This is a genomic window from Pectobacterium jejuense, assembly GCF_026800125.1.
Lineage (GTDB): Bacteria > Pseudomonadota > Gammaproteobacteria > Enterobacterales > Enterobacteriaceae > Pectobacterium > Pectobacterium jejuense.
Genome location: NZ_JAPQKX010000009.1, coordinates 145,569 through 158,505 on the forward strand (window position 1 = coordinate 145,569; position 12,937 = coordinate 158,505).

Consider the following 12,937-nt stretch of genomic DNA (forward strand, 5'->3'; position numbering starts at 1 on the left):
ATGTTAATCACAATTTATTTTCACCCTCTCACCAGCCACACGCATATTATCCAGAATACCTCTCTGCCCTATCGCATCGCTAAAGCGTCGGATCGCGACGCGGCTAGGGATAATTCACGCCGGTTATTCCTCTGAGCGCATTCATTAAATTCTGCTGCTGTAGAGGTAGCGCTGCCACCATGCTGTTATATTGCGCCACCTGTTGCGGCGTACGGAATTGCACAGACGAGCCATTAAACACAGCCTGATCGCCCTGAGCCTGAAGGAAATCGCCGATCTGGATCAGGCTCTGTGCGAAGGCAATCGCATTCGGAGTGGCGGGTAACAGCGCATTGGTAGGCTGTATTACCGTGCGTGCATACAACCGCTCATAGGGTATTTGCACTTCTTCGGGCTGTTTTAGCAGCCGATGGGCGTTGTCCGCCTGCACTTTCGCCGCCTGCACATGCTGGCTCAACAGGTTCATTGCACCGATGGATTGGCGAAGATCATCACGCTGCGTCAGATAGTCTTTAGGAACACGAATTCGGGAAATTTGCCCCAGCATCGGCGTCAAACTGCCGGACACGGCCTGATTAAACTGCTGAGAAAAGGTGGTTAAAATCGCGTAATCGTTGGTGAAATTGCCAAAATTCTTCTTCTGTTCTTCCGTCAGTGTCGGCAATTTCCCATCCTGCTGCGACTGCACGCTTTGCAAGAACGCAACGAATGCCTTCCGCTGATCGGCTTCGCTGTCATCACAGGCAGCCAACTGCAATGCCGCCAGAATAACCAGAACTGGCAGCAGCCAGCGTGAACGGTACGTCATCAGCCTTCTCATTCCCTACTCCTGTTATGCTTACTGCCCCGCCAGCTGTGCTTTATTCAGACAAAAACACGCTGACGACGGATTTTCCATGACAAGATTTTCTACGACATAAGCATAGTCGAATCAGGCTGGCTGTGCAGAAAAAGGCCAGGTCTGACAACAGGATTTTATCAACGGAGTAGTCAGTCGATACGGATCGAAACCGCGGGGTGGGAGGAATGTTTTGTGACGCGGGAAAAAATAACCCCCGAACGGGCGAACCGACTCGGGGGTTGAGATTACGTAACGCTATCGCCGTTATTGCAGGACGGAAATATCTGCAACCTGCAAGAACAGTTCGCGCAGTTGGCTCAGCAGCGTCAGGCGATTCACTCGAACCTGCTCATCTTCCGCCATGACCATCACCTGATCGAAGAACGCATCGACAGGCTCACGCAGTGAGGCCAGCTCAACCAGCGCTTCCTGATAGCGACCTTCAGCGAACAGCGGCGTCAGTTTGTCGCGCAGTACGACAAGGTGCGTGGCCAGCGTAATTTCCGCCGCGTCTTTCAATACGGCAGCGTTGACGCTCTCGTTCAGCGTATCGGTAGACTTCGCCAAAATGTTGGAAACGCGCTTGTTAGCCGCTGCCAGCGCCGCTGCGGCATCCAGCGAACGGAAGTGGCTGACGGCTTTCACGCGGGCATCGAAATCAGCCGGACGGGTAGGACGACGCGCCAATACCGCCTGAATGGTATCCACGCTGTGGCCTTCTTCCTGATACCAGGCACGGAAACGACCGAGCATAAACTCAATCACGTCATCCACAACCTTGGCATTAGACAGCTTATCGCCATACAAACGCACCGCTTCTTCGGTCAGCGTCTGCAAATCCAGCGGTAGACGTTTTTCGACGATGATACGCAGCACACCGAGGGCGGCACGACGCAGCGCAAACGGGTCTTTGTCGCCTTTCGGGTGTTGGCCGATGCCAAAAATCCCTGCCAGCGAATCCATTTTGTCAGCAATCGCCAGCGCACAGGCCACCGCAGAAGACGGCAGCTCGTCACCCGCAAAGCGCGGCTGATACTGCTCATTCAACGCAACGGCAACATCTTCCGCTTCGCCATCATGACGCGCATAGTGCATCCCCATCACGCCCTGCGTGTCGGTAAATTCGAACACCATGTTGGTCATCAGGTCACACTTGGACAGCAGACCCGCACGCGTCGCGTGACTCACATCAGCACCAATCTGACCAGCAACCCAGCCAGCCAGCGCCTGAATACGGTCAGTTTTGTCGCGCAATGAACCTAGCTGCTGCTGGAACAAGACGGTTTCCAGACGCGGCAGGTGATCTTCCAAACGCTTCTTACGGTCGGTATTGAAGAAGAATTCGGCGTCAGCCAGACGCGGGCGCACCACTTTTTCGTTACCGGAAATAATCTGCTGTGGATCTTTGGATTCGATATTGGCAACAAAGATGAAGTTTGGCAGCAGATTGCCGCTGTTGTCGTAAACCGGGAAATACTTCTGGTCACCTTTCATGGTGTAAACCAGCGCTTCGGACGGCACAGCGAGGAATTTTTCTTCAAATTTCGCGGTCAGCACCACTGGCCATTCCACCAGCGAGGTGACTTCTTCCAGCAGGCTGTCGCTCAGATCGGCGTTGCCGCCAATCTTGCGTGCGGCTTCTTCTGCATCGGCTTTAATTTTCGCTTTACGCGCATCGTAGTCGGCGACGACTTTACCGCGCTCCAGCAGAATCTGCGGATACTGTTCGGCGTTATCGATCGTAAATTCAGCTTCACCCATAAAGCGGTGACCGCGAATAGTACGAGCGGAATCGATACCCAATACCTGACCGGGGATAAGCTCTTCACCCAGCAGCATGGTTACCGTGTGCACCGGACGCACAAACTGCGTTTCTTTGTCGCTCCAGCGCATCAATTTTGGAATCGGCAGCTTCGATAATGCGGTGCTTACCATGCCAGCCAGCAGCGCCTGTGCCTGTTCGCCTTTCGCGTGGGCGCGATACAGCAGCCACTCGCCTTTGTCGGTCGTCAAACGTTCAGCTTGCTCAACGGTGATACCACAGCCACGCGCCCAGCCTTCTGCCGCTTTGGTCGGTTTGCCTTCAGCATCAAACGCTTGTGAAATCGCCGGACCACGTTTTTCTACTTCACGATCGGGCTGGGAAGCGCTTAAGCGTGCCACTTTCAGCGCCAGACGGCGCGGCGCGGCAAACCAGCTTACGTCACCGTGTGCCAGATTGGCGGCATCCAGCTCCGCCGTGAAATTCGCGGCAAAAGATTCTGCCAGATTACGGAGAGCCTTCGGCGGCAGCTCTTCCGTGCCAATTTCCACCAGAAAAGTCTTGTCAGTCATCGCTGCCTCTTAGCTCTCTTTCTTATTACACATCGGGAAACCCAGCGCCTCACGCGAGGCATAGTAGGCTTCCGCAACCGCTTTGGTCAGGGTACGAATACGCAGAATGTAGCGCTGGCGTTCGGTAACCGAGATCGCTTTACGCGCATCCAGCAGGTTAAAGCTGTGCGCCGCTTTCAGAATGCGTTCGTAAGCCGGTAAAGGCAGCGGTTTTTCCAGCGCCAGCAGGTGCTGCGCTTCTTTCTCATATTGCTCGAAGCAGCTGAACAGGAAATCGACATCAGCGTGTTCAAAGTTGTAGGTCGATTGCTCGACTTCGTTTTGATGGAACACGTCGCCGTAGGTGGTTTTTCCTAACGGGCCATCGCTCCAGACCAGATCGTAAACGCTATCAACGCCCTGAATGTACATCGCCAGACGTTCCAGACCGTAGGTGATCTCACCCGTCACTGGTTTACATTCCAAACCGCCAACCTGCTGGAAGTAGGTAAACTGCGTGACTTCCATACCGTTCAGCCAGACTTCCCAGCCCAGGCCCCATGCGCCCAGCGTCGGGTTTTCCCAGTTGTCTTCCACGAAGCGGATGTCGTGAATGGTCGGATCCATGCCCAACTCTTTCAGAGAACCGAGATACAGCTCCTGAATGTTTTCCGGTGATGGCTTAATGACGACCTGAAACTGGTAATAGTGCTGTAAGCGGTTCGGGTTTTCACCGTAGCGTCCATCGGTCGGACGACGAGAAGGCTGCACATAGGCGGCAGCCATCGGCTCCGGCCCCAGTGCCCGCAGGCAGGTCATAGGGTGTGAAGTGCCTGCGCCGACTTCCATGTCCAATGGTTGAACAATGGTGCAGCCCTGGCGAGCCCAATAATCCTGTAACGTCAGGATCAGGCCCTGGAAGGTCTTGGTATCAAACTTTTGCATGTTGGATTCGCGCGCGATACAAGTGGATTTATAAGGAATGCGCCAGTATACCCTCTGACCGCAAGATATACAGCCAGAATGCGGCAACAAGTGCAAATCCCCCGTCATCATCTTTCAAATTTCAGGATCAGCCTGAAAAAACGGTCTGCAACATCTTCAGGCTCAGCAGCAACAGCAGCGCGGCAAAGGCCTTCTTCAGCGTCGCCACAGGCAAACGGTGCGCCAGACGAGCCCCAACGGGCGCGGTGAAGAAGCTGACGGCAGAAATCAGGATAACGGCGGGCAGAGACACATAGCCGACGCTGTAGTCAGGTAATCCCGTCGTCGACCAGCCGTTGATCATGTAGCCCAGCGCGCCGGCAAGGGCAATGGGTAACCCCACCGCCGCCGATGTGCCAATCGCCTGCTGAATACGGACGTTACACCACGTCAGAAACGGCACAGTGAGCGACCCGCCGCCGATAGCCACCAGCGCCGAAATGCTGCCAATAACCAATCCCGCCAGCGAAACGCCTGCCGTACCGGGCAACTGGCGCTGCGGCTTTGGCTTGATATTCAGCACCATTTGCAGCGCAACATAGGCCATAAAGCAGGAGAAAAAGATCGCCAGCGCCCGCGTCGGTAACAGCGTCGCCAGCCAGGTGGCCGCGAATGTCCCGATCAGGATGGCAGGCGTAATCCGCATCACCACAGGCCACAGCACCGCCTGATGTTGATGATGGGTACGGAGGCTGGAAATTGCCGTGACGACGATGGCAGCCATTGACGTTCCCAACGCCAGATGCACCAGATGCGTATTCTCCACGCCCTGCGCGGCAAACAGCGCTGTCAGTACTGGCACCATAATACCGCCACCGCCAATGCCCAATAACCCCGCCATAAAACCGACTACCGCGCCTAATGCCAGATAGGCCGCTACCCACTCTACTGCCATTCCCTGTACCCCTGTCTTTGTCTATGCTTTTCTTATGATCGATTAAACAGCCGTGAGCGAATAAATAGATAACCCTGAGCTGTTGGCGAAACATTATTCATGATTCCGCGACGACTTTCTGCCCCATCCGCAAACGACCTTTCATATCTGCGAGCACGCCCGCAAACGACCTTTCATATCTGCGAGCACGCCCGCAAAACACTGGTTGCATATACAGCAACATAAGTGCCATGATCGAATCCTACTTGCGACAGACCGCCTTACAATGAACGGCTCACCCTAATCAGGAGAAAGGTATGCAACGCTGCGGCTGGGTTACACAAGACACCTTATATCAGGATTACCACGATAACGAGTGGGGGAAACCCTGCACCGATAGCCAGAAGCTGTTTGAGTTACTGTGTCTGGAGGGCCAGCAGGCGGGTCTTTCCTGGATTACCGTCCTGAAAAAACGCGAACACTATCGCCGTTGCTTCCACCAGTTCAACCCTGAGCAAGTGGCACAGATGACGCAGGATGACGTGGATCGGCTGGTGCAGGACAGCAGCATTATTCGCCATCGTGGAAAAATCGAGGCGATTATCACCAATGCAAAAGCGTGGGTGGCGATGGAAAGTCAGGGAGAGAGCTTCTCGCACTTCATTTGGTCTTTCGTCGAACACCAGCCGCGTCTCAATCAACCCGCTTCGCTCGCAGAAGTGCCAGCCAAAACGGACGTTTCAGATGCCATGTCCAAGGCCCTGAAGAAACGCGGCTTCAAATTTATCGGCTCAACCATCTGTTATGCCTTCATGCAGGCGGGTGGATTGGTCAATGACCATGTGACTGAGTGCTTTTGTCATCAGGAAAGCACTTCATGATTCGACCTTACCGCGACCCCGATCTTGCACCGCTGATGCAGCTTTGGCTAAAGAGCACCACGCTGGCGCATCCGTTTATTCGTGAAGATTATTGGCGAGAAAGTGCCAGCGCGGTACGTGAGATCTATATTCCCCAGTCGCAAACCTGGGTTTATGAGGAGCAAGGGAGCCTCATCGGCTTTATCAGCGTGCTGGAGGCACGGTTCATCGGCGCGCTGTTTGTGGAACAAGCCTATTATGGAAAGCAGATTGGTACAGCGCTGATCCAGCATGTTCAGGCACAGTTTCCTTTACTCAGTCTGGAAGTGTATCAGCAGAATACGCGCGCCTGTCGGTTCTACCATAAGCAGGGATTTGTCATCGTGGAGGAAAACGTCAATCAGGATACACAGGCCACCGCACTGATCATGCAGTGGGCGAACGAGGGAGCAGCCAATGCCACTCCCTCCGGTTCAATCGATCATCTCTGAGTCATCAACTCAACGGGATATCAGAACGTTGTCCAGTTATCGTTCCCGTTATCCCGCGACGCGAGCGTCGGCAGGCGAGGCGCTGCCTTGTTGCCTGAATTCCGGTTGCCGGTGTTCGACCCTTGCAGTCTTGGCAGACCGGCAACATCTGAATCAGAGATGCGGAAAACCGACATCAGTTTTGCCAGCTTCGAGGCCTGTTCCTGCAACGAATTCGCCGCGGCAGAGGACTCGCTCACCATAGAGGCATTCTGCTGGATAGTGGTATCCATTTCGGCCACCGCGCTGCCGATTTGTGCAATACCACGGCTCTGCTCATCCGATGCGGAGGAAATTTCTCCCATGATGTCATTCACGCGGCTCACGGAAGCCACAATGTCATCCATCGTCGTTCCCGCCTGAGAAACCAGCTCCGTTCCGGTATCCACGCGCGAAACCGATTCTGAAATCAGGCTTTCGATCTCTTTTGCCGCCTGTGAACTGCGCTGAGCAAGGCTACGAACTTCACTGGCGACTACCGCAAAGCCTCGCCCTTGTTCACCGGCTCGAGCTGCTTCCACCGCCGCGTTCAACGCCAGAATATTGGTTTGGAAAGCAATGCTATTAATCACCGTCGTGATATCAGAGATCTTCTTCGAGCTCCCTGAAATATCACTCATGGTATTAATCACGCGGTTAATAATATCCCCGCCGCGGTTGGCGTTGGTTGAGGCTTCTCCGGCAATCTGGCTAGCATGTCGGGCATTATCGGCGTTGTTCTTCACGGTAGCCGTTAATTCTTCCATGCTGGCTGCCGTCTCTACAATCGCCGCTGATTGCTGCTCGGTACGTGATGACAAATCATTATTGCCCGATGCGATGTCAGAAGAAGCACTCTCAACGCTGTACACGCTCTGACGAATATCAGTCATTAAATGACGTAATTTCTCCGTCATCACCATCATGGCCGTCGTTAATTGCCCCAGCTCATCATGACGTTCCACCGTGACATTCGCTGACAGATCGCCACTCGCAATCCGTTCCGCCAGTTTCAGGTTGGTGATAATAGGTCGGGTAATTTGTCGAGTGACGGACCATGCGATCAATAAACCGAATACGATGGCAATCGCCCCTAGAATCAGCGTTTGCAGCACGGAGCTATTGATAATGTCATCATTCTTCGCGCCGAGCTTTTGCAGAATACTGCCGATATCGCTCGTCATTCTGTCTCCGGTTGCCCGGAATTTAACATCTGTGGTTTTTAACTGCCCCAACTGCGCGTAATACTGCTCTGCCGTTTGATGATAATTTTCAAATGCTTGCCAAAATGAATCCACTACGCGACGGCGATCGCCGCTGACCGACGATGCCAACGCATCGTAGGATGCCTTAGATTCGGCATAGACCTGCTTCTGCGCGTTAAACGCCGCTTCACTATTCTCTCTTTGTAAGGTGTAGGTGCTGTTGACCAGTTTCAGGAACAGCAGTGAGAGGGCTTCTTTCTGCATAGACAACGCATTTTCATCCGCGCCGACCGAGAGATGGGTCATAAATGCGGTTAACGCATCGGAGGCATTCATCTGGCTGATTTTCTTTGCCGTCTCGACCACCGCATTTGCGGCCGTTTTCATGGTATTCAGATCGGTATCATAATCTGCAAAATCCTGATCAAGTTTATTAAAATCAGAGAGATATTCTGCTTCCCACGTGAGTGCTTTCGCTTTTTCTTTTTGCTGGCTTGCCTGACTAATGTAGGTATTGAGATTCTTGATATTGTCATCTGCAAAAGTGAATGAATATTTTACCCTCGCCATTTTTGACTGATCGAGATAGTGATTCATTTCATTCAAAATTGTCGTTTTAACATACAGATCGTGGATGATAAAAAATCGTACAGCGCCAACGCCAGACGCGATCATGACCAACAACAGGACAATCCCGAAACCGCCATACAGCTTATGAGAAACCTTGAGGTTACTCATAATCCTGGTAAAAAAATGCATTTCCGCCCCCATTAAAAAACCATGTCTAAAACATCCCCGTAGATAGGGTTATCGGTTTTTCACGGTAATGCTTTACTCGAAAATGAGTGATAACAATCACAAAGGAAATATATTAATCAAATAGCAATAAAGAGACCTCGCGCCGCTCGCGGAGCACCCCACATGCGGCGGTGGCGCCTCTGTCTGCGATCGCTCATCATCCCAATCGTGCAAATCCCCCATTAATCACGGTTAACCTTGGGCAGATGCGGGGGCGGTATCGCTTGCAGTCTCTCGCCAGCTACGCGATTATTCGATGAGCTATTTCTACGTTAACTTCCTTAATCTGCTGGAGTTTGTGATGAAACCTAGCGTTATCCTGTATAAAAAAATTGCTGACGACCTGCGCGATCGTCTAGACCAACACTTCACCGTCACTGAACTTGACGCCTTTCCCTCCCTCGACCACCCCGCTCTGGCAACGGCCGAAGGCATCATTGGTTCCGGTGGTAAAGTCGATAAAGACTTCCTGCAACACGCACCGCGTTTACGCGCGGCTTCCACCATTTCAGTCGGTTATGACACCTTTAATGTCGACGCGTTGAATGAAAAAGGGGTGATTCTCATGCACACCCCAACCGTGCTGACGGAAACGGTGGCGGATACGGTGCTGGCACTGATGCTCGCCAGCGCGCGCCGGGTCGTGGAAGTGGCCGAGCGTGTCAAAGCAGGCGAATGGAAAGAAGGAGTCGGCAGCGACTGGTTTGGCACCGACGTTCACCATAAAACCATCGGTATTCTGGGGATGGGCCGCATTGGTCTGGCCGTCGCACAACGTGCCCACTTTGGCTTCAGCATGCCGGTTCTGTACAACGCACGCCGCCATCACGCCGAAGCGGAGCAGCGTTTTAATGCCCGCCACTGCGATCTCGATACGCTATTGGCTGAGTCTGATTTCCTCTGTATCACGCTGCCGCTCACGGCGGAAACTCACCATCTCATTGGCCGCGAACAGCTGGCAAAAATGAAACCCAGCGCTATTTTGATTAATATCGGTCGTGGCGCTGTTGTGGATGAAGAAGCACTGACGGAAGCCTTGGTGAAAGGGACAATTCAGGCCGCAGGTCTGGATGTTTTTGTCAAAGAGCCGCTGCCCGTCGATTCTCCACTGCTGGATTTACCTAACGTGGTGGCTCTACCGCATATCGGTTCTGCCACGCACGAAACCCGTTACGGGATGGCCGCCTGCGCCGTTGACAACCTGATTGCCGCCCTGAGCGGTCAGGTAAAAGAAAACTGCGTGAATCCGCAGGTTTTGAAATAGCCTTAAGTCGTATATGACATAAGCGTTTGCTTGCAAAACGCCCTTCACGCTCCAGTCACGATGTTTGCTGCGTTTCTGGAGACGTGCGGGTCGGAACTTATGTAGAAAACCGATGTTTTAAATCTTACACACGCCCTGATAATGCATTGCCTGACTAATACGCGAGATAAGAGTATGGCCGAGGTTATTATCCCAATTGAAGCTGTTTTGCAGAACAACCACGGCAATACGATTCTGGCGATCTAACCCGATATAACTTGAATAACCGCCAATATATCCCACCTGATAGGTAATATGCTGCGTGCCGACCTCATCGGTAATCCAGGCAATATTGGCAGCCTGTTTGGTGCGGTTGTAATAGGTCTTCATTGAATCGTTTATAGCTTCGTCAAGCGCGTAATAACCTGTCGGATAAATATGTGCACGGGCAAATTTCAACAGGTCATTGGCACTGGTGTACAAACTGGCAGCGCCTACCATATTGGAAGAAAAGTGCCAGTCAGGTATCGGCTTACCGCGCATAATAAATTTGGGCTGATCGCCAGCGTGACCAATCGCTCGGTAGGGAAAACGCGTTAATTTTTGTGGGGTAAAACTGGTGTTTTCCAGTCTAAGAGGTTCGATGATAGTTTCATTAACCAACCGATCAATGGACTCTCCAGTTTTTAGCTGTAGGACATACCCCAGAATGGCATAGCCAAGATTCGAATAAGTCGGCTCTGGATTCGCCGGTACCGTAAAGTCAGCCAAATAATCCAATACCCGATCGTCATCCAATAGCGTATAGAAGTTATTCCCGGTAAATAGATACTCGGCAAAAAGCCCCAGCATCTGCATATCCATCATCTGGCGAGGTAAGCCCGAAGTGTGGGTAACCAACTGTAGTAACGTGATCTTTTTTGCGCTATCGCTTAAGAGAATCTGGGCAGGCAGGAGTTCTTCAAGCGTATCTTCCCAGCGTAATATTCCTCGCTTTACCAGAATGCCCGTGGTTTCCGCCATAAACCCTTTACTCACCGACCCCACGGCAAACAGGGTATCGCCCGTAATGGGATAACGGTGATCGCTATCCGTAAAGCCATATCCCCAACTACGCATCGTTCCATCCGCAGTTAGCACCCCAACAACCAAGCCCGGTATCGCTTTTTGTTTAAGGAAAGGAACGGCCAGACGATCGACCTCGGCAGTTAAATCCTGATAGCAGGCAAGCCGCAGAACATCGGCATCCGATTCATCAATAGACATATTTGATAATGCACCACACCCTGAAAGCATCAATAATGCTGCCATGCACAGCGTAAATCGAAAGCGTAAACGCATAATAAAAATATCTTAAATTGACTATACGGGCGTTGAATTTTTTCGATCTTAAAAGGTTCATTCAAAAAGCACTATTAATATATTTCCCCCACTTAATTCTGCCCCAATTTATTAACGCTATTCCCTTTCTTTCTACCTAAAACTGGATAACCAATACCGGTATTGTTCTTTGCTGTTTCCTACCTCCTATGGAAGTATCGGCTGTAACGAGCGGTTAACGTCTTCTGCTGTATTCCCCGTTTCAGGACGTAATCGATACGCGTATTCACCTGATAAAAAACAAATTTAATAAAAACCATTACCTGTAGGGAAAACCATCGTGGCGACTTTTTTGCATCCTCATCAGAAACTCACTATTTTTGCCTCACTGCTCCTTCTGGGTGGCACGTTAAGCGCACAGGCAGCGAACGACGCGCCGAAAATCGGCGGCACACTGATTTATCTGGAGCAGCAGGCGCACACCAATCTCTATACGCCCGCAGGCGGGTTTTACCCGAACGGCGGCATTCTCAACCAGATCACCGATAAACTGACGTATCAGAACCCCGAAACGCTGGAGGTCGAGCCGTGGATTGCAGAATCCTGGACCATTAACGCGGATAACACCGAATACACGTTCAAGATTCGTCCCGGTGTCAGTTTCTCTGATGGCACGCCGCTGGATGCCAACGCGGTAGCGAAAAACTTCGATACCTACGGTTTGGGAAATACAGCGCTCAACCAGCCGGTTTCCGAGGTCATCAATAACTACCTGCGCAGTGAAGTTATCGATCCGCTCACGGTGAAGTTTTACTTTAAGAAGCCGTCTCCAGGCTTCCTGCAAGGTACTGCGACCATCGGTTCCGGTCTGGTATCTCTCAGTACGCTGGAGCGCAATTTCAATCAGTTAGGCAATGCTAAAAACATTATTGGCTCCGGCCCGTTCGTGGTGAGCAGCGAGAAACTGGGACGTGAGCTGAAACTGACCGCCCGTAAGGATTACAACTGGGCACCGGTTAAATCGAAGCATCAGGGGCGTGCCTATCTGGACGGCATTACCTATCTGGTCACCCCAGAAGACAGCGTGCGTATTGGCGCGTTGGTATCCGGTCAGGCGGATTTCATTCGTCAGATCCAGGCCTACGATGAAAAGCGGGTGCAAGGTCAGGGCTTCAATCTTTATGCCCCGCCTACGCGCGGCGTCAATAACAGCGTGGTTTTCCGCCCGGATAACCCGCTGGTCGCCGATATCCGCGTGCGCCAAGCGTTGCTGCACGCCACCAACACCAAAGAGATCATCGATACGCTGTTCTCTGACAACTACACGCAGGCCACGTCACCGCTGGCTAAAACCGCCGCAGGCTATGTCGATCTCTCCAGCAAGCTCACGTTCGATCCCGCGCAGGCCAACAAGCTGTTAGATGACGCAGGCTGGAAAACCGGCTCGCAGGGATTACGGCAAAAGGACGGCAAAACGCTGGAGCTGACCGCCTATGAATCCCTGCCGCAGCCGCAGAACAAAGAAACCTTACAGCTGGTTTCTCAACAGTGGGCAAAAGTCGGCGTGAAGCTGAATGTGCTGGCAGGCGATGCGGGTAGCAAGACCGTCGATAGCCTCGATCCGCTGAAAACCGGCGTGGCTCCCGCGATGGTAGGCCGTGCCGACCCGGATGTGCTGAAAAGCCAGTATTACCCGACGGTACGTAACGTCCTGCTGCAAAAAGGCGGTTCCAGCGACAAGGTGAACACCTTTGTAGATTCACATCTGAATACGCTACTGGATGGCATCGCGGCGGAAACTGACCGCAGCAAGCGGCTGGCGCTGGTTGGAGAGGTGCAGAGTTACCTGATCGATCAGGCCTACGTCATTCCTATTTTTGAAGAACCGCAGGTGTTTGCGGGTGCCCCCACCACAAAAGGCATCGCGTTTGAAGCCGTTGGTCGCCCCAGCTTCTACAACACCTGGCTAGATAAGTAACACAGAAGAAAG

At 52.4% G+C, this 12,937-nt stretch carries 10 protein-coding genes; 4 read left to right on the forward strand and 6 right to left on the reverse strand.

Features of this window, described 5'->3' with window-relative positions; all coding sequences use genetic code 11:
- Positions 1-103: 103 nt before the first annotated feature.
- The 4 genes from NXT09_RS17020 to NXT09_RS17035 form a co-directional block, all read right to left on the reverse strand.
- Positions 104-820, reverse strand: coding sequence for a DUF3053 domain-containing protein (locus NXT09_RS17020; protein WP_370690964.1), 717 nt, complete (start codon positions 818-820; stop codon positions 104-106).
- Between the two features lie 285 nt (positions 821-1,105).
- The gene (gene glyS / locus NXT09_RS17025; protein ID WP_268580652.1) at positions 1,106-3,175 is read right to left on the reverse strand and encodes a glycine--tRNA ligase subunit beta; all 2,070 of its coding nucleotides are present in this window, start codon (positions 3,173-3,175) and stop codon (positions 1,106-1,108) included.
- 9 nt (positions 3,176-3,184) lie between these two features.
- Entirely contained in the window at positions 3,185-4,099 is a 915-nt protein-coding gene (glyQ, locus tag NXT09_RS17030) for a glycine--tRNA ligase subunit alpha (RefSeq protein ID WP_010296573.1), read from the reverse strand.
- Positions 4,100-4,226: 127 nt separating this feature from the next.
- Positions 4,227-5,033, reverse strand: coding sequence for a sulfite exporter TauE/SafE family protein (locus tag NXT09_RS17035; protein ID WP_268580653.1), 807 nt, complete (start codon positions 5,031-5,033; stop codon positions 4,227-4,229).
- Between the two features lie 296 nt (positions 5,034-5,329).
- On the opposite strand from NXT09_RS17035, the gene NXT09_RS17040 reads away from it, so the two are divergent.
- The gene (locus NXT09_RS17040; RefSeq protein ID WP_075278515.1) at positions 5,330-5,893 is read left to right on the forward strand and encodes a DNA-3-methyladenine glycosylase I; all 564 of its coding nucleotides are present in this window, start codon (positions 5,330-5,332) and stop codon (positions 5,891-5,893) included.
- Positions 5,890-6,363, forward strand: a complete 474-nt coding sequence (locus tag NXT09_RS17045) for an N-acetyltransferase (protein WP_268580654.1) — start codon at positions 5,890-5,892, stop codon at positions 6,361-6,363. The genes NXT09_RS17040 and NXT09_RS17045 overlap by 4 nt, the downstream gene beginning before the upstream one ends.
- A gap of 20 nt (positions 6,364-6,383) precedes the next feature.
- Here NXT09_RS17045 and NXT09_RS17050 read toward each other — a convergent pair whose 3' ends face one another.
- Positions 6,384-8,345 carry a methyl-accepting chemotaxis protein gene (locus NXT09_RS17050; RefSeq protein WP_268580655.1) on the reverse strand — a complete coding sequence of 654 codons (1,962 nt, stop codon included), beginning with the start codon at positions 8,343-8,345 and terminating at the stop codon, positions 6,384-6,386.
- 340 nt (positions 8,346-8,685) lie between these two features.
- On the opposite strand from NXT09_RS17050, the gene ghrB reads away from it, so the two are divergent.
- Complete coding sequence (gene ghrB / locus NXT09_RS17055; protein ID WP_268580702.1) at positions 8,686-9,648, forward strand: glyoxylate/hydroxypyruvate reductase GhrB; 963 nt, start codon at positions 8,686-8,688, stop codon at positions 9,646-9,648.
- 117 nt (positions 9,649-9,765) lie between these two features.
- Here ghrB and NXT09_RS17060 read toward each other — a convergent pair whose 3' ends face one another.
- Positions 9,766-10,968: a serine hydrolase domain-containing protein gene (locus tag NXT09_RS17060; RefSeq protein ID WP_205551940.1), complete on the reverse strand. Its 1,203-nt coding sequence runs from the start codon at positions 10,966-10,968 to the stop codon at positions 9,766-9,768.
- Between the two features lie 319 nt (positions 10,969-11,287).
- Between NXT09_RS17060 and NXT09_RS17065 the strand changes: the two genes are divergently transcribed.
- Complete coding sequence (locus NXT09_RS17065) at positions 11,288-12,925, forward strand: TIGR04028 family ABC transporter substrate-binding protein (protein WP_268580656.1); 1,638 nt, start codon at positions 11,288-11,290, stop codon at positions 12,923-12,925.
- Positions 12,926-12,937 lie beyond the last annotated feature (12 nt).